This window comes from Pseudomonas pharyngis, from assembly GCF_021602345.1.
GTDB classification, from domain to species: Bacteria; Pseudomonadota; Gammaproteobacteria; order Pseudomonadales; family Pseudomonadaceae; genus Aquipseudomonas; species Aquipseudomonas pharyngis.
This window is the reverse complement of sequence record NZ_BQID01000014.1, coordinates 133,081-151,034: the sequence shown is the minus strand read 5'-3', so window position 1 is coordinate 151,034 and position 17,954 is coordinate 133,081. Positions and strand designations below refer to the sequence as shown.

General features: G+C 60.0%; 15 protein-coding genes and 1 rRNA gene. 7 read left to right on the top strand and 9 right to left on the bottom strand.

Going from position 1 to position 17,954, the window contains the following annotated elements; translation table 11 throughout:
- Positions 1-9 precede the first annotated feature (9 nt).
- The 3 genes from rrf (at position 10) to L6D74_RS24500 (ending at position 3,597) form a co-directional block, all read left to right on the top strand.
- A 5S ribosomal RNA gene (gene rrf / locus L6D74_RS24510) occupies positions 10-125 on the top strand.
- A 213-nt stretch (positions 126-338) separates the two neighbouring features.
- Positions 339-1,883 carry a methyltransferase regulatory domain-containing protein gene (locus tag L6D74_RS24505; protein ID WP_163974769.1) on the top strand — a complete coding sequence of 515 codons (1,545 nt, stop codon included), beginning with the start codon at positions 339-341 and terminating at the stop codon, positions 1,881-1,883.
- A gap of 181 nt (positions 1,884-2,064) precedes the next feature.
- A complete protein-coding gene (locus tag L6D74_RS24500; protein ID WP_236190808.1) occupies positions 2,065-3,597 on the top strand; it encodes a sensor domain-containing diguanylate cyclase in 1,533 nt (510 codons plus the stop codon).
- Here the strand turns inward: L6D74_RS24500 and L6D74_RS24495 are convergent.
- The gene (locus L6D74_RS24495; RefSeq protein WP_236190806.1) at positions 3,576-4,700 is read right to left on the bottom strand and encodes an alkene reductase; all 1,125 of its coding nucleotides are present in this window, start codon (positions 4,698-4,700) and stop codon (positions 3,576-3,578) included. The two genes, L6D74_RS24500 and L6D74_RS24495, sit on opposite strands and share 22 nt — an antisense overlap.
- Positions 4,701-4,817: 117 nt before the next feature.
- Positions 4,818-5,495: a type 1 glutamine amidotransferase domain-containing protein gene (locus tag L6D74_RS24490; protein ID WP_236190805.1), complete on the bottom strand. Its 678-nt coding sequence runs from the start codon at positions 5,493-5,495 to the stop codon at positions 4,818-4,820.
- 208 nt (positions 5,496-5,703) lie between these two features.
- Between L6D74_RS24490 and L6D74_RS24485 the strand changes: the two genes are divergently transcribed.
- Positions 5,704-6,288, top strand: coding sequence for a TetR/AcrR family transcriptional regulator (locus L6D74_RS24485; RefSeq protein ID WP_064595586.1), 585 nt, complete (start codon positions 5,704-5,706; stop codon positions 6,286-6,288).
- Between the two features lie 144 nt (positions 6,289-6,432).
- Positions 6,433-8,559 (top strand): TonB-dependent siderophore receptor, encoded by a 2,127-nt coding sequence (locus L6D74_RS24480; RefSeq protein WP_236190803.1) that lies wholly within the window; start codon positions 6,433-6,435, stop codon positions 8,557-8,559.
- Between the two features lie 52 nt (positions 8,560-8,611).
- On the opposite strand, the gene L6D74_RS24475 is transcribed toward L6D74_RS24480, so the two are convergent.
- The 4 genes from L6D74_RS24475 to L6D74_RS24460 form a co-directional block, all read right to left on the bottom strand.
- The gene (locus L6D74_RS24475) at positions 8,612-9,568 is read right to left on the bottom strand and encodes a 2-hydroxyacid dehydrogenase (protein ID WP_236190801.1); all 957 of its coding nucleotides are present in this window, start codon (positions 9,566-9,568) and stop codon (positions 8,612-8,614) included.
- A gap of 32 nt (positions 9,569-9,600) precedes the next feature.
- Positions 9,601-10,365, bottom strand: a complete 765-nt coding sequence (locus tag L6D74_RS24470) for an SDR family oxidoreductase (protein ID WP_236190800.1) — start codon at positions 10,363-10,365, stop codon at positions 9,601-9,603.
- Between the two features lie 39 nt (positions 10,366-10,404).
- A complete protein-coding gene (locus L6D74_RS24465) occupies positions 10,405-11,097 on the bottom strand; it encodes a fumarylacetoacetate hydrolase family protein (protein ID WP_039771001.1) in 693 nt (230 codons plus the stop codon).
- A 99-nt stretch (positions 11,098-11,196) separates the two neighbouring features.
- Entirely contained in the window at positions 11,197-12,546 is a 1,350-nt protein-coding gene (locus L6D74_RS24460; RefSeq protein WP_064595597.1) for an MFS transporter, read from the bottom strand.
- A gap of 586 nt (positions 12,547-13,132) precedes the next feature.
- Between L6D74_RS24460 and L6D74_RS24455 the strand changes: the two genes are divergently transcribed.
- Positions 13,133-14,065: a helix-turn-helix transcriptional regulator gene (locus tag L6D74_RS24455; protein WP_085649175.1), complete on the top strand. Its 933-nt coding sequence runs from the start codon at positions 13,133-13,135 to the stop codon at positions 14,063-14,065.
- A gap of 4 nt (positions 14,066-14,069) precedes the next feature.
- Here L6D74_RS24455 and L6D74_RS24450 read toward each other — a convergent pair whose 3' ends face one another.
- Together L6D74_RS24450 and L6D74_RS24445 are read right to left on the bottom strand one after the other, a co-directional pair.
- Positions 14,070-15,008, bottom strand: coding sequence for an AraC family transcriptional regulator (locus L6D74_RS24450; protein ID WP_236190799.1), 939 nt, complete (start codon positions 15,006-15,008; stop codon positions 14,070-14,072).
- 21 nt (positions 15,009-15,029) lie between these two features.
- Complete coding sequence (locus tag L6D74_RS24445) at positions 15,030-15,863, bottom strand: oxidoreductase (protein ID WP_236190798.1); 834 nt, start codon at positions 15,861-15,863, stop codon at positions 15,030-15,032.
- 206 nt (positions 15,864-16,069) lie between these two features.
- Here L6D74_RS24445 and L6D74_RS24440 point away from each other — a divergent pair, with 206 nt between their 5' ends.
- Positions 16,070-17,038 (top strand): alpha/beta hydrolase, encoded by a 969-nt coding sequence (locus tag L6D74_RS24440; RefSeq protein WP_236190797.1) that lies wholly within the window; start codon positions 16,070-16,072, stop codon positions 17,036-17,038.
- An 11-nt stretch (positions 17,039-17,049) separates the two neighbouring features.
- Here L6D74_RS24440 and L6D74_RS24435 read toward each other — a convergent pair whose 3' ends face one another.
- A complete protein-coding gene (locus tag L6D74_RS24435; RefSeq protein ID WP_064595608.1) occupies positions 17,050-17,928 on the bottom strand; it encodes a LysR family transcriptional regulator in 879 nt (292 codons plus the stop codon).
- Positions 17,929-17,954 lie beyond the last annotated feature (26 nt).

Below are 17,954 nucleotides of genomic sequence, written 5' to 3'. Positions count from 1 at the left end.
CCCGAATTTCTTGACGACCATAGAGCGTTGGAACCACCTGATCCCATCCCGAACTCAGAAGTGAAACGATGCATCGCCGATGGTAGTGTGGGGTTTCCCCATGTGAGAGTAGGTCATCGTCAAGATTTAATTCCGAAACCCCAATTGCGAAAGCAGTTGGGGTTTTGTTTTGCCCGCAGGAAAAGGCTCGGCCATTTCTCGATTTAGATTCTTGAGGAAGCGATGCTGCAGGCGTTTATCCAGGAGGCGTTTGCCTGATCACTTTCCTCTTGTGATACGCCATGGCTACCCCGTATAAGAGCGACTTTCACTTCCGATATAAGAAAAAGGATGCACGCATGAGCAATGCCTGGAACGAGGGATATTTCACGGACGAAGGCTATACCTACAGTTATAGCCGGGAAATCAATCCGGTTTTCCAGCGTTATTGTCTGCTGTTGCGCGGTTTCGCCACGCTGGAGAGTAGCGACGGCTACCACTGTGAGCTGGGTTTTGGTCAGGGTGTTTCGATCAACATCCATGCGGCGGGTAATCCGGGCTCTTATGTTGGCACCGACTTTCACCCAGGTCAGGCGTCCCATGCCATTGCTCTGGCCAGCGACTGGGGCAGCGATGCGCGACTGTATGACGACAGCTTCGAGCAGTTGCTGGCCCGTCATGATTTGCCTCAGTTCGACAGTATCAGCCTGCATGGCATCTGGACTTGGGTCAGCCGCGATAACCACAAGTTGATCGTCGAATTCGCCCGTCGTCATCTCAAGCCTGGTGGCCTGCTGTACGTCAGCTACAACTGCTTCCCGGGCTGGTCGCCCCAGGCACCCTTGCGCCAACTGTTCAGCCTGCACGACCGTTTCGCCAGCCAGGCCTCTGCACGTCCTGATCAACGTATCGACGCTGCGCTGCAGTTTTCCGAAGCGCTGCTGGCTGCAAATCCTAAATATGCCAACTCGGCGCCAGGGTTGGACGCCAAGCTCCAGAGCATCAAAGGCCAGGATCGCCAGTACGTCGCCCATGAGTACTTCAACCGCGATTGGAACTGCATGTATTTCACCGACGTGGTGGATGCCCTGGCGCCCGCCAAACTCGACTACGCCACGACAGCCGTGCCGCTGGACTCCGTCGATCCGCTCAACCTGACCGCCGAAGGCATGGACTTTCTGGAAGGCATTGAGCACCCGGTCATGCGTGAGCAGGCGCGCGACTATTTTGTGAACCAGAGTTTCCGCCGGGACCTTTATGTGCGCGGCGCCAACAGACTATCTGCTACCGAGCACCGCGAGCGTATGCTCAGCACGCGCTTCGTCCTGTTGCAGGCAGCCGACAGCGTGCCGGCCAACGTCACCGGTCCGGCAGGCGCAGCGACGCTGCAGGCAGAGATTTATGGCCCGGTACTCGCAGCACTGGCGGATGACGCCTATGTGCCGAAGACCTTGCGGCATTTGCTGGATCTTTTGCCCTCGCTGGCCTATGGCGATGTGGAACAGGCTCTCAACGTGTTGATCGGCATGGGGGCCGTGGCGCCGTGTCAAAGCGAAGCAGCCGAAAAACTGGTGCAGGCCCGCTGCAATACCCTCAACCTGCAGCTGTGCAAGCGTTCGTTGTATGGCCACAAGATTCAGACCCTGGCGAGTCCGGTGACCGGAGGTGGGGTGACGGTCAGTCGCTTCCAGCAGTTGTTCCTGATATCGATCAAGCAGGGCAAAAAGCACCCGGCTGAATGGGCGCAGTTGGCATGGGGCATCATCGGCGGCCAGGGCGAAGGTCTCCTCAAGGACGGCAAGGCCCTGACCACCGCGGAAGAAAACCTTGCCGAATTGACCGCGCAGGCTCAAGCGTTTGCCGAGAGTACGCTGGTGATTCTCAAGGCTTTGAAAATCGTCTAGTCGAGACGAGGGACGGCAAGACACCCTCGCGTTGCCTGCCGTCGTCCGGGGCATTTCGGATTCTTGCGCAAAACCAGAGCGACAGCACCGCGGCTGACGTGCTGACAAGGACGCGCGGTCGATGTAATGCCCCGATCAAATAATAGCGGTGACGGAAACCGGACTTTCCATAGGTACTGAAGTGAAGCGTGATACTCACCTTGTAATGCTCTTGCTGTTGGTAATCGGCTGTTCCCTGGCATCGCTGACCATCTGGAAGATACTGGGCTCTCGGGATCAAGCACTGGATGAAGTCAATGTCCACGGGTTGAACCTGACGCAGGCACTTGCGACGTATTCCGAAGGCATTGTCCGGCAGAGCTCGCTGCTTCTGCTCGGACTCGTCGAACGTCTGGAAACCGAAGGCAGTGGCCCAGCGCAAATCGAACGACTCAAGACTTTGATCAACCGGCAGCGACCGCTGATGCCGCAGCTCAGTGGCATCACTATCTACGACAACAAAGGCCACTGGTTGATGTCATCCAACCGGCCGATTCCTGTCGGTGCCAACAGCAGTGATCGTGCCTACTTCATTCATCACCGTGACGATCCATCTCGCGAACCCTTCATCGGCCCGCCCATCCGCAGTCGTTCGAATCAGGAGTGGGTGATTACCATCAGCAGGCGTTTCAATGACGATCGCGGAGAGTTTGCCGGTGTGGTGTCGGTCACCCTGGGGGTGGAAAACTTTCTGCGTCTGTTCGGCCAGCTCGATATAGGGCAGGAGGGCGCCATTGGCTTGTCCTACACCGATGGCACGCTGCTGGTCCGTTACCCTTTCCGTGAACAGGACATGGGGCGCAACTTCTCCAATTCGCCGATCTATGCGAAGTACCTGGTGGACAAATCGGTTGGCACTGCATCCTTCACGTCCAGTCTCGACGGCGTGGAACGGCTCTATGCCTTTCGCAAGAGTGAAACGCTGCCGCTGATCACTACGGTTGCACTCGGTAAGCGCGAAGCCCTGGCGGCGTGGCGATTTGAAGCGCTGTTGTCGATCGGTGTGGTTACCACATTGCTGGGTCTCACCGGTGTTATCGGCTGGTTTTTGATTCTGGATATTCGTCGCCGGACGCAGGTGGAAGGTGAGTTGCGCGATACTCAACAACAGCTGCTCGGCACGAACCGGCAACTTGAGCTGTTGGCAATGAAGGATGCGCTGACAGGCCTGGCCAATCGGCGATGTTTCGATCAGACCCTGGCGATGGAAGCGCGCCGGGCGAAGCGTGACGCAACTTCGTTGGCGTTGCTGATGATTGATCTCGACTATTTCAAACTGTTCAACGACGCCGAAGGGCACATTGCCGGCGATGCCTGTCTGCAGCAGGTGGCCAAGGTGCTTGAGACCTGCGTGCGCAGACCATCGGACCTGGTGGCGCGTTACGGGGGGGAAGAAATGGCGGTGATCATGCCCGATACCGACAGTGACGGCGCAGCGGTCGTGGCGCAAATGATCCTGAAACGCTTGGCGCAAGAGCCTATCGCTCACCGGACCAGTCCATTCGGCCGAGTGAGTGTGAGTATCGGCATCGCGGCCGCCACCGGATCGCAACTGGACACGGTACAAGGCCTGATCGCTGCGGCAGATCAGGCGCTGTATCAAGCCAAAGGGGCGGGCCGCAATCAGCTCGCCAAAAGTGTCGCCAGCGAAAGCTACTCTCCGTACACCGGGTAATCCACATAGCCTTCGGCATGGCCGCCATACACCGTGGCCGGGTTCAGCGAATTCAGCGGCCAGCCATTGGCGATCCGCGCGGGCAGGTCCGGGTTGGCCATGAACGGGCGACCGAAAGCCACGAGGTCCGCCAGTCCGGATTCAAGCAACCGCGCACCGCTTTCGGCGTTGTAGCGGCCCGCGTAGATGATCGCGCCGCTGAAGGTGTCGCGTACTGCTCGACGGAAGGTTTCCGGCATCACTGGCGCGTCGTCCCAGTCGGCTTCGGCGATGGACAGGTAGGCGATGCCGACGTCTTGCAGCACCTTGATCGCTTCGATGTAGGTGGTGTGAGGGTCTTCCTCGACCATATCCAGATAAGTCCGCGCTTCATCGGTGGTGGTGAACAGCGGCGCGAAGCGCACGCCGACCTTTTCCTTGCCGATGCATTCGGCGACGCCACCCACCACTTCGCGCAGAAAGCGCAGACGGTTATGTAGCGAACCGCCGTATTGATCGGTGCGCAGGTTGCTGTGGGCGGAGATGAACTGGTTCACCAGATAACCATTGGCACAATGCAGTTCGATACCGTCGAAACCGGCGTCCATGGCATTGCGCGCCGCCTGGATGTACAGCTGAACCAGTTCCTGGACTTCTTCGGTGGTCAGTGCGCGCGGTGAGGATGGCGGCACCAGAGACCCCATGCCCGGCCCGGTCTCGATGAAAACGCTGACCCGATCGGTGGCGACAGCGGAGGGCGCCACTGGCGCGGCACCATCGGGTTGCAAAGCGCTGTGCGATACGCGTCCCACGTGCCAGAGCTGGGCGAAGATCACCCCCTCTTTGGCGTGAACGGCCTCGGTGACCTTGCGCCACCCGGCGATTTGTTCGGGAGTATGAATGCCTGGAGTCCAGGCGTATCCCTGGCCACGGGGTTCGATCTGGGTGCCTTCAGTCACCAGCAAACCGGCACCGGCACGTTGCTGGTAATACTCGGCCATCAATTCACTGGCGACATTGCCCGGTTGGGTGCTGCGCTGGCGGGTGAGGGGCGGCAGGACTATGCGGTTTTTCAGGATGTGGCGGCCCAGGGTGACGGGGGTGAAGAAACGGCTGTTGTTCATGGATGCATCCTGTCCAAAGGGTTTATTAGACCAGTCGACTATTTAATGGGCGAAAAGAAGAACACCGTGCAACACGCACACGGTGTTCGGATCAAGTTGAAGGAGCGGAGTGACGCCTCAGCCGAGCAGTTTCAACAGTTGTTCGGCGACAGCCGCCGAGCTGGCAGGATTCTGGCCGGTGACCAGTTTTCCATCCGTCACGACATGAACTTGCCAATCCGCAACTTTGGAATAGCGACCGCCAAGACGCTGGAACTCGTCTTCGATCAGGAACGGCACTACGTCCGTCAAACCGACGGCTGCTTCTTCGGAATTGGTGAAACCGGTCACTTCACGCTGCTGGATCAGCGGTTTACCGTCTGCGTCGACGACATGACGCAGCACCCCCGGCGCATGGCAGACGAAGCCATGGGGCTTGTTGCTGCGCGCGAAGGCTTCGATCAGGGCAATCGAATGCTTGTCTTCGGCCAGGTCCCAGAGCGGGCCATGGCCACCTGGATAAAACACCGCATCGAAATCTTCGGCGCGGACGTCGGCCAGGCGGCCGGTGTTCGCCAGTGCCTGCTGCGCGGTGGGGTCCTGGCGGAAACGGTCGGTTTCAGCCGTCTGAGCATCGGGCTCGTCGCTCTTCGGATCCAGCGGTGGCTGACCGCCGGCGGGCGAAACCAGGGTGACGTCGGCGCCGGCGTCCTTGAAGGCGTAGTAGGGGGCGGCGAACTCTTCGAGCCAGAAGCCGGTTTTCTTGCCGGTGTTGCCGAGTTGATCGTGGGAAGTCAAAACCATCAAGATTTTCATAGAGCACCCTGGGTTGGTCTGGCAGCGTTCATGAGCAAGGGATTCGCACAGGATCGACACCGGGAAAAGTTTGTAGGGGCGCAGCATAGTTTCCAATTAGACCAGTCGTCTAGTAATTTTTTCTTCGAAGGTTTTTCATGGACAGGTGTGGCAAACTCGCGTTCCTTTGAGATAAACGACTGGTCTATTGCCTGGTAATTCGTGCCCCATGAAACCGACCTACGACGACACCCGCCAACATTTGCTCGACACCGGCCACCGGATGATGGCCGAGAAAGGCTTCACCAGTGTTGGCCTGAACGAGATCCTGCAGACCGCCGGCGTGCCCAAGGGCTCGTTCTATCACTACTTCAAATCCAAGGAACTGTACGGCCAGGCCTTGCTCGAGGATTACTTCGTCGACTATCTGGCCGACATGGAGCGACGCCTGACGCTGCCCGGCCTGAGCGCCCACGAACGGCTGATGGATTATTGGCAGGGCTGGCAGGATCGCTGCACCCTGGAAGGCCATGGCGACGAATGCCTGGTGGTGAAACTCAGTGCCGAGGTGGCTGACCTTTCCGAAACCATGCGCCTGACCTTGCGTGATGGCGCCGAGCGAGTGGTGGCGCGCATCACCGAGTGCATCGAACAGGGCCAGGTCGAAAAAAGCTTGCCTGAGGGCGATGCTCGGCAACTGGCTGAAACCCTGTATCAGCTGTGGCTGGGGGCCAGTCTGCTGAACAAACTGCAACGCACGGGGCAATCGTTGAGTACGTCTATGGCGACCACGAAGCGCCTTCTGAGCGTGTGAGAAAGCAGTAGACGCAAGCGGTCGAGAGTCAGCTGCATAAGCGAATGGGAATAACTATCAAGTGCGCGACGATTGGTATACCATCCGCCGCGTTTTGCTGGCAGTTATCCCCTTCGTTCTGGCCTATCTGTAAGGTTCTCCCCCATGCGTCGAACTCTGCTGTCCATCTGTGTGTTGCAAACGTTGTCTCCCTTTGCGTGGGCCGAGCCCTCCGGTTCAACAGCGTCAGCGCTGGAGCTGGAGGCAACCGATGTGGTCGGTACCGCGGATTACGAAAGAGCGGACGGCCCGGTACACGGATATCGCGCGACCCGTTCGGCCAGCGCCACCCGAACCGATACCTCGATCCATGAAACCCCGCAGTCGATCAGTGTCGTCACCAAAGACGCGGTCGAAGACATCGGTGCTACCCGGCTGCAGGACGCACTGGATTACGCGGGCGGCGTAGGGCGAGCCAACAATTTCGGCGGCCAGGGACTGACCACGTTCACCGTGCGCGGATTTACCACCGGCGAGTTCTACCGCAATGGTTTCCCGATCAACCGCGGTTATCCGAACATGCCGGATGCCAACACCATCGAGCGTCTTGAGGTCCTGCGCGGGCCGGCGACCATGCTCTACGGCCGTGGTGATCCGGGCGGGACTTTCAATGTCGTTTCCAAACAACCGTTGCCCGAGCGCACGGTCACACTCGGCAGCCAGTTGAATGACCAAGGCATGCGGCGGGGTACGCTGGATGCTTCCGGCCCGCTTGATGAAGAGGGGCGTCTGGCCTATCGCCTGAACGTGGTGGGCGAGGGCGGCGATACCTTCCGCGATCACGTCGAAACCGAACGCTACGGCGTGACCCCGGTACTGACCTGGCAAGCCAGCGATGACACCCGAGTGATCTTCGAGGGCGACTTCATGCGCAACAACCATCCGCTGGACCGGGGCGCGACGCGTTATCCCCGGCAGATCGGCACTGCCTCCCGTGACACCTTCTTCGGTGAACCGGACGCTGGCAAGTTGCACAACGACAACAACATGGCGCAATTGCGCTTCGAGCATGTGCTCAATGAAGACTGGACGCTTGGCGGTGGCTTCCAGTGGCTCGACGGAACCTTGCAGGGCAACGCCGTCGAAGCCAACGGCATTGCCGCCGACGGCCGGACCCTGGGACGAAATTTCAACTACCGCAAACTGGAGTGGACGGACAAGGACACCCAGCTCAACCTGACCGGTCACTTCTCCACGGGCGGCCTGCAGCACACATTGCTGACCGGTATCGAATACGAAGATTACGACTACCAGTCGATCATCCAGCGCTCCAGCGGCGCGGTAAGTGCCTATCCGATCGATATCTTCAATCCGGTGTATGGGCAGCCCCGTCCGGCACTGACGCGCACCCCGACCCACGACAAGGAAAATCTCAAGACCTACGCCGCGTTCGTACAGGACCAGGTGGCCTTGACCGATCGGCTGAAAGTTCTGGCCGGCGCACGTTTCGAGCGCTTTGAGCACGACTATGAAACCTACGTTCCCGGCGGCAAGAACTGGCAGGCCAGTGACAATGCCGTCACGCCCCGCGTCGGCGTGACCTACGACCTGACTGATACCCTCGCGGTCTACGCGGACACTGCGCGTTCCTTCAAGCCCAATACCGGCGCAAGTCGCCAGGGCGGCGGCTTCGAACCGGAGAAAGGCAAGTCCTGGGAGATGGGCGTCAAATGGGAAGCGCTGGATCATCAGTTGAGCGTCGACGCGGCGATCTATCAGATTGAAAAGCGCAATGTCCTGACCACTGACCCGGTGGACTCGACTTTCAGCGTGGCTGCCGGGGAAGTGCGCAGCCGGGGATTTGACCTCAATGTCGCCGGCAACCTGACCCCCGAGTGGCGTGTCATCGGGGGGTACGCCTACGTCGATGCCGAGGTGACCAAGGACAACGTGATCCGCTCCGGCACGCGACTGATGAACATCCCGAAAAACAGCTTCAGCCTGCTCAACGTCTATGAGTTCCAGGACGGTGCCCTCAGTGGTCTGGGTCTGGGAACAGGCCTCAAATATGTCGATGAGCGCGCGGGGCAAACGGCGAACACCGCGTTTTCGATGGGGAGCTACACCGTTGTCGACCTGCTCAGCTACTACAAGGTCAATGACAAGGTGCGCCTCAACCTCGACCTGAAGAACCTGTTTGACCGTGACTACGACGAGGGCGCATTCGGTAACGTCTACGCCTATCCGGGGGCACCGAGAACGGTGCAGGTCGGCATTTCTTACACGTTGTAGTCGGGGGCTGGAATCTGTCATCGGGGGCTGCGGCCCCCGATGACTGTAAGGCTCAGCCGGTCACGCACCCTGGCGGAGTTCTTCCGGCAAAACTGTCCACCAGGCTCGCCACAACCATCTCGCCCATGCGGGTGCGGGTCTGCAGGGTCGCGCTGGCGCGGTGTGGTTGCAGCACCACCTGTTCCTGGACAAACAACGCTTCAGGCACGTTGGGCTCATCGACGAAAACATCCAGCGCCGCACCCGCGATCTCGCCGGCCTTCAGGGCCGCCACCAGATCGGTTTCGTTGACCAGTTTGCCGCGCGCCACGTTGATCAGGTAGCCGCCCTTGCCCAGGGCCTGCAACACGGAGGCATCGATGATGGCCTCGGCCTTGTCGGCGGCCGCCGCGAGAATCAGCGCATCACTGTCGCGGGCCAGTTGCTTGAGTTCGGCGATGAAGGTGTGGCTGACATCGCTCATCGGTTGCAGATCGGTGTAGCTGATCGGACAGCCAAACGCGGCCGCCCGGGTGGCGACCGCTCGGCCGACCCGGCCCATGCCCACGATGCCGATCCGCATGCCGGACACCTGCCGCGCCAAAGGCAGCGGTGCCAATGGGGTCGGGCTTTGCGGCCACTGGCCCGAGCGAACGTAACGGTCACTGGTACACAGCCCACGGCACACGGCGATCAGCAAACCGATGGCCAGGTCGGCCACGTCTTCGGTCAGTGCGCCGATGGTCGCGGTCACGCGGATTCCGCGATCCCGGGCGTAGGCCAGGTCGACCGCATCGGTGCCGACACCGTTGACCGCCACCACTTCCAGTTTGGGCAGTTGCGCCATCAGCGCCTGGCTGATGCCCGTGTGGCCACCCGTGATCACGCCGCGAATGTTGGCGCCGTGTTCCTGCAAATACGCCGCTTTGTCGGCCTGCTCGAAATAACGCCTGATCGTGAACAGTTCGCCGAGACGGGTATTGATTTGCGGAATCAGGATCGGGCTCAGCTGCAAGACTTCTGGCTTCATGTAAACCTCACTTACGCAATAAAAAAGCCGGCTCAACCGCGGCCGGCAAACGGCATGGCGGTGGCCATGACGGTCATGTTCAGGACGTTGGCCGACAGGGGCAGACCGGCGATGTAGCGCACGGCGTCGGCGACATGCTTGACGTCGACCATCGGCTCCACGGCGATGCTGCCGTTGGCCTGGCGCACGCCTTTGGTCATGCGCACCGACATTTCGGTCAAGGCATTGCCGATGTCGATCTGGCTGCAGGCGATATTGAATTCCCGACCATCCAGCGCCAGTGACTTGGTCAGCCCCAGCACCGCGTGTTTGCTGGCGGTGTACGCGCTGCTGAAAGGACGCGGGGTGTGGGCCGAAATCGAACCGTTGTTGATAATGCGGCCACCCTGTGGCTCTTGCCGGCGCATGAGCCCGAACGCGCCACGGGCGCAGAGAAAAACCCCGTTGAGGTTGGTGTCGATCACGTTTCGCCACTGCTCGAACGTCAGCTCATCCAGCGGCACGGCGGGGGCATTGACCCCGGCGTTGTTGAAGACCACGTCCAGGCGTCCGTAGACTTCGGCAATGGTTGCAAACAGCTGATCGACACTGGCGGGGTCGCGTACATCGGTAGGCACCGCCAGCGCTTCGCGGCCTTCGCTGGCCGCCAGATCGACCAACGCCTGCAAGGGTTCGGGCCGGCGCCCGGCCAGCACCAGGGTGTAACCGTCGGCCAGCAGGCCCAGGGCTACGGAACGGCCGATCCCGCTGCCGGCGCCGGTCACCAGGGCAACTTTCAAGGATTGAGTGTCAGACATCTTGTTGTTCTCCTTTTTTCCAATCACTTAAGGACAGACTCAAGGCCGTGGGCCGACGCGCATTTCGAGTTGGCCAATGCCGTCGATCCCGGCGCTGATGACGTCGCCGGGTTGCAAGACATCGACGCCGGCGGGGCTGCCGGTCATGATCAGGTCGCCGGCCTTGAGTGTTACGGATTGCGAGATACGGCTGATGACTTCACTCACCGACCAGATTTGGCTGTCGAGACGATCGCGCTGGCGTTCTTCACCGTTCACGCTCAACCATAATTCCCCTTCGAGCCGCCCGGTCCGGGTGACCGGCACAATGGCGGTCATCGGTGCGGCGCCGTCAAACACCTTGGCACCTTCCCATGGCAAGCCGTCGCGCTTGGCCAGTCGCTGTACGTCACGACGGGTCAGGTCCAGGCCGGCGGCGTAGCCCCAGACATAGGCCAGCGCCTGGCTCTCGGGGATCTGCGCGCCACCTTCGCCGATGGCCACGACCAGCTCGATTTCATGGGCAAACTCTTCGGTCAGTGACGGGAAGATCACTTCGCCGGCAGCGTCCACCACGCTGCTTGCCGGTTTCATGAAGAACACCGGTGGCTGGCGCGGCTGGCCCAGGGTGTCCGGCCACGGGTAGTTGCGGCCGACGCAGAACACGCGTCCGACGGGAAAGCGTTGCTCGCTGCCGACAATCGGCAAGGTCACTGGCAGATCCGGGGTAAAGACGTATTCGGTCATGTTCATCCTGCTGAAAGTCCTGTGTGAGAGTGCAGCGTACGGCGGCAATCGCTGGCGAAGTTGGACGAAAGCCGCCTCCAATTGGAGAAAACAGTTGTTCTGGCTTCAGCGTGTTTTCAACTCGATGCGGTACAGGCGACCGAGCAACAATGAGTAGGAGAGGGTGCCGATCAGCGCCACGGCACCGATGAACCAGAACGCCCAGGCGAACGAGCCGGTGGCGTGGACGATGGCGCCGATCACGATCGGGGTCACAATGCCGCCAATGTTGGCGGCCAGGCTGGTAATCCCGCCGGTGAGTCCGATCAGTTCCTTGGGCGCCACCTCCGACACCGCCGCCCACGAAGACGACGCGATGCCCTGCGCGAAGAAGGCAATGGTCAGCACGGCGATGCAGATGACGTTCGAGTCGGTGAAGTTCACCAGCACGATCGACATACCCAGCATCGACCCGACCACCAGCGGCAATTTCCGGGCGAAAGACATTGAATAACCACGACGGATCAACAAGTCGGAGACGATGCCGGCGAGCAGGATGCCGACCGTTGCGCCCACGAAGGGCATCACGGCAAAGATCCCGGCCTTGATCGTGGTCAGATGGCGTTCTTCAATCAGATAGGTCGGGAACCAGGTGAGGAAGAAGTACAGCGCCGAGGTGCTGGCGAACTTGCCGATGCAAATGGCCCAGACCTGACGGTAGCTGAACAGCTCGGCGATCTGCCGCCAGTTGAAACGAGTGCGTTCCTGGCTGCTCTTGACCAGTCCGCCACCGGCCTCGATGTATTTCAACTCCTCTTTGCTGACCTTCTTGCAGTTCAGCGGATCGCGATACAGATACAGCCACAGCACACCGAAGACGATGCCGAGCGCGCCGGTGCTGTAGAAGACATGGCGCCAGTCAAAGGTTGTGGCCAGCCACAGCAGGGCACCGGTAAACAGTGCCGTTCCCAGGTACTGCCCGCAGACGTAAATGCTGCTGGCAAGGCCCCGTTCCCGCGCCGGGAACCACACGGTCACCGCACGGCTGTTGGCCGGAAATGCCGGCGCTTCCATCGCCCCGACGGCCAGGCGCAGACCGAACAGCGAAGCGAATCCCGTGGCGAAGCCTTGAAACACCGTGACGGTCGACCAACTGATCAGTGAAACCCCGTAGGTGAAGCGCGAACCGAAACGGTCGGCGATAAATCCGGCCGGCACCAGAGCGAGTGCGTAGGTCCAGGCAAAGGCAGAGAAGATCAGCCCCATTTCGATCTTGTCCAGGCCCAGGTCCTTGGCCATGAACGGGGCGGCGATCGAGATGTTCACCCGGTCGATGTAATTGATGATCGTCGCAATCAGCAGCAGCGAGAGCATGAACCAGCGTCGCCGCGTCGGCAGTCGCCGGGATGACACGGCGTCCCTGTCGGCGGCAATCAAGGGGGGCGCGGTGGTTTGAGAGGTGTGCGAATTCGACATGAGTGGACCTCGTTATTGTTAGAAGTGTCGAGTTGTTTGCGGACAGCCGACGCCGTTGCCCGCTGTCCGCAGGCAAGGCAATCGAAGTTGAAACGATTGGCACAAACGGCCAGGGTCAGACGTTCAGGGACGTCTTCCGGCTGGCATCGTCGGTAAAGGATGGGGAGGGGCGGCGGGGAGCAATAGCGGATTCATGACGTGCGCACCTTCTGTTGTTTTTGAAAGAGGTTGGGCGTGGGAAATACAGTGGTCGTACAACCTCTTGAAATCAATCAAGGTGTTAGATCATTTTTTCCGGAGAAGGGCGCGTCGGATAAACCTGTCCAAAAAAGTCCACACAGTGAATTTTCCAGATGCTCTCTGGTTTGTTTTTTATCCGACTGTTTTTAAACGAAAAAAACGCTGACTTTGCGGTCGCTATTTTTGGACAGTGATCATTAGCGGGGGTGGTGTAGAAAAATGACTGACCTAGTTGTCATCGTATGACTGCTTGAAGGGTCGGCGACGAACCTTCAAGATGAGCCACGCCGATTACTCGGCAACGCCAGGAAAACCTGCCCGAGTACCTGTCGAGGATTCTCAAGAAATGACGTCACAATGCCGTGTGCCCACCTACGTCATGCAGCAACGCAGCGAGATGATGGATTTCTACATTCGTGACAAAAAAGGTCGCCGCGCCGAGACAGGCCCGCACCGACACGAATACTTCCAGATCCAGATCAACCTCGGCGGCGACACGGTGCAGCACATTGGCAACGCGGTTCGTCCGTTTCCGCGTAACGCACTGGCATTCATCCTGCCGCACCGTGTGCACGTGATCCCGCATCCGGCGGACAGCAATTTCATGGTGATCAACTTTTCCCAGACCTTTCTGTTGCCGCATTTGCAGTGCGACCCGATGGATCTGGAGGAGGTATCGATTCTCCTGGCGCCCGAACTGTCGCCGTTTCGCTTTCAAGAGCATCTGGATTTCATACTGGGGGATGAGGACTTCAACGAGGTCTGTGGTTTGATCGAACAGATGCGCGGCCTGGACGAGAATCGTCAGTTCGGTACACGCGAAGTGCTCAAGGGATTGCTGCTGCAACTGGTGGGCAAGGTGTGCGTCCTGTATGCCGAACCACTCAAACGCCTGGCAGAAGAGAATGCCGCGCAAGCCAGTCGGCGGGATGCACTGAGCCGGATGTTCGAGTATTTGCGCAAGAACATTGCCGACCCCGATCTCAATCTGATCAAGGTCGCGGCGGCGACCTATCTGTCACCGACCTATCTCACGCACTGGCTGCGCAAGGAAATCGGCAAGACCTTCACCGAGCTGGTGCTGGAACGCAGAATGCACGCGGCACGCAATTACCTGCTCAATGGAACCCGGCCAGTGGGCGAGGTGGCGAGGCTGTGCGGCTTTGCAGATGAAGCTTATTTCTCCCGACGTTTTCGCCAGATCCACGGCCAGCCACCTGGACAGTTCCGCCGTCGGCAACTGGACCCCGACACCCCGCAGTCACCTGTAGAGGCCTGATCGGCTAATGCGACGAAACATAATCCGAGGCCGACGTCGGCGCAGGCAACGCATACGTTGCCTTCATCCACTCAATCTCCGCTTGCGGCGTTCGGCCGAAAAAACGTTTGAACTCGCGGCTGAACTGCGAAGCGCTTTCATAGCCGACGCTGAATGCCGCCGCTGAGGCAGTCATGGCATGGCGCAACATCAAAAGTCGCGCCTGATGCAGGCGCGTCGATTTCAGGTATTGCATGGGCGAGGCGTCCGTCACGCTGCGAAAATGCAGGTGAAAACTGGGCACGCTCATGCTCGCCTCGCGCGCCAGTTGCTCGACGTCCAGACGCTCCTGATAGCTGCTGTGGATCTTGCGGATCGCCCGCGTCACCTTGCCGAAGTGCCCTTGCCGATTGAGTGCGGCGCGCATCGAGCCGCCTTGTTCGCCGGTCAGGATGCGGTAGTAGATTTCCCGCAACAGCGACGGCCCCAATATCTGCGCCTCACCCGCAATACTCATGGCTTCGAGAAAGCGCAGTGTCGATGCGCGCAGGCGGTCGTCCATCGGTGAGGCGAACATGCCCTTGGGTGGCGCATCACTCGGGCCGTGAACCTCATCCACCTGCTGCATCAACTCGCTGGCCACCTGGAAATCGAGCTGCATATAGATCGCGAGCATTGGCTCGTCTTCAGAGGCGTCGGTCTCCATGGTGAAGGGGATCGGAACCGATACCACCAGGTAATGCTGGGCGTCATAGACGTAAACGTCATCGCCCAGATACCCGCGTTTCTGTCCTTGACAGAGAATCACGATGCCGGGGTCGTACAGCACCGGCGTGCGGGTCAGTGGTCGGTTCGAGCGCAGGAAGCGTACGCCCTCCAACGCACCGAGGTTATAGCCCTCGACCGGAGCCAGCGTCTCCATGAGCTGCACCATGCGCGAAGTGCTCGGGTCGGCCTGTTTCATCGGGTTCTCTCTGTGGGCCGTTCAATGGTCGGTGGAGCGGCTCAGCGTTTCCCATTGATTGATCTCGCTGGCGGCACGTTTCAGCTTGTCGCGCACCAGGTTCAATGCATCGCTGCCCAGCAACAGATGCGCTGGCGGAGCAGGGCTGGCGATGATCTGCAACATCGCCAGCGCCGCTTTGCGCGGATCACCGAGTTGCTTGCCGCTTTTGTCTTCGCGGGCCTTGCGCACCGGATCGAAACTGGCGTCATAGTCGGCGATGCTGCGCGGCGTGCGCTGCATCGAACGACCGGCCCAGTCGGTCCGAAATGAACCCGGTGCGACGGCGGTCACGAAGATATTGAACGGCGCCAGTTCCTTGCTCAGGGTATCGGAGATGCCTTCGAGCGCAAACTTGCTGCCGCAGTAGTACGCGATACCCGGCATCGTGATTGTGCCGCCCATCGACGTGATATTGAGAATATGACCCGCCCGCCGCTGGCGAAAGAACGGCACAAACGCCTTGGTCACCGCGACCGCGCCGAACACATTCACGTCGAACTGGCGGCGCATGTCCTCCAGCGGCGACTCTTCGAAAATGCCTTCGTGGCCGTAGCCGGCGTTGTTGACCAGCACATCGACCGGACCGTGGGTCGCTTCGACGGTTGCCACGACGCCTTCGATGCGGTCGAAGTCCGTGACGTCCAGCAGCACGCCGTACGCGTTGCCGCTGGACAGCGCCTGAAAGGCTTGCAGGTCGGCTTCGTTGCGGACGGTGCCGATGACGCGGTGGCCGGCAGCCAGCGCTTCCTTGGCCAGCGCGTGGCCGAAGCCGCTGCTGACGCCGGTGATGAAGAGGGTTTTGGTGGTGGTCATGACGGGCTCCAGTGAATGCGGTTTCAGCTCATGGTATCCATCGAAGAAACACTCACCTATGTCGGTTTGTCTTTGATCATTGCCTATTCCTATCAACGGGGCGAGATGACGGTCGATGAACTTTTTGCGTAGCTCCAGGCATCCAGGCTGGAACAGACCGCAACCGCTGATATCCTGCGCAACAACCGCCGATGAGCCAGGACGAAATGAAGACATCAACCCGTTGGCCCGCAGACGATAACGAGTTGGCGCAATTGCGCGCGTTCAACCGCAAGCTTGCCCGGCTGCCGCGCTTTCGTATCCGCAATCGCATCACGCCACGGGCGATTCAGTTGCTGTTGCGACTAAGCCAATTGGGCGGCGCAAGAAAGTTGCTCAAGCACGGGCTCGAGGCCGAGCGAAAAGTGGTGGGTGTCGACGGCGCATCAGTGCCGGTGCGGATTATTCGGCCAAAGACAAAGGCCAAAGGCGTGGTGCTGGATTTTCATGGTGGCGGCTGGGTCATCGGCAACGCGCAGATGAACGACCCCCTCAATATCGCCATGGTGAAATCCTGCGACGTAGCAGTGATCTCGGTCGACTATCGGCTTGTGGTCTCGACTCCGATCGAGGGCACCATGCAGGACTGCCTCACGGCGGCCCGCTGGCTGCTGAGCGATGACTGCCGCGAGTTTGCGAATCTGCCCGTCATCGTCGTGGGCGAGTCGGCAGGCGGCCACCTCGCCGCCGCGACCCTGCTGCAACTCAAACAGTGGCCGGACCTGCTCGAACGGGTGAGCGGGGCGCTGCTGTATTACGGCGTCTACGACCTTACCGGAACCCCCAGCGTACGCAGCGCCGGGCCCGATACCTTGCTGCTGGACGGGCCGGGGATGGTTGAAGCGCTGCAAATGCTCACTCCGGGATTGAACGAGGAAGAACGCCGGCAGGCGCCGTTGTCTCCGCTGTACGGTGACTTCACCGGTTTTCCGCCAGCATTGATGTTTGCTGCGCAACTGGATCCGCTCAGGGATGACACGCTTGAGTTGGCTGAACGTTGGGGCAGGGCGGCGGAAGTGGAGGTGCACCTCTTGCCGGAAACCGCACATGGGGTGATTCATTTTCCGCTGGGGTTGGCGGGGAGGGTGCTCGGGTATAGTCGTGCGTGGGTTGCGGGGCGGCTTGTTGAGGGGTGAGCCATCGACCCTCACTCAGCCGCCACCTTGAATTGCTCGAGAATAAGTTCAGCCAAAGTCCGTACAGGTTCGGTGAAACTTCGCCGAGGCCTGTGCACCAGTCCGATATCACGATGGAAAGTATGCTGGCCCAGATCGAGCGCCCGCACCCCTGACGGCCATTGCTGATGGGTGGCCGTCTGCGGCACGAGCGCGACCCCTACGCCATTCTCCACCAGCCTGATGATGGCCTCCAGCTCATCCAGCTCAGAGACTTCACGCAAAGTGAAATGCATCTGTCGCAGGAAACGATCGACCTGCCTGCCGCCGAATGAAGAGCGGTCATAGCGAATGAACGGCAGGCTTGAGAGCAGTTCGATCCAGTCTTCTCCCGGTACGTCCTTGGGCACGATCAGACGGTAGGGTTCAAGCGCCAGTGTGGTCCAGCGCAGATCGCTTTGAAGCGAGAAGGGCGGCCGAATGATCGCCGCCATGTCGATTTCGCCAGTATCCACCAGGTTCACCAGCTCCATGGAAAGACCGGGCACGACACGCGTTCGGCATTCCGGGCACTGCTGGTGGAACCTGGCGAGTGCGTCCGGGAGAAACGATCGCTGGACTGAGGCGATTGCGCCTACGTTGACCAGAATGCTGGTGGAAAGACCGACGGTGGTCGATCCCAGGTTGTCGTAAAGACGAAGCAGCTCCTGCGCCTGAAGCAGGACTTGCTGGCCCATCCTGTTGAGGTGGGCCGAGCGTCCTTTTCTGTCGAATATTTCAAAGCCGAGCTCGGCTTCCAGACGTTGAATCTGGGCGCTCACCGCCGCCTGGGTGAGGCCGATCCGGTTGCCGGCAGCCGCGAAAGTGCCTTCCCGGGCGACGGCAATGAGGGTCTTGAGTTCTTTGATCATTCACAAATGTTAGTTGTGTTTCTGAG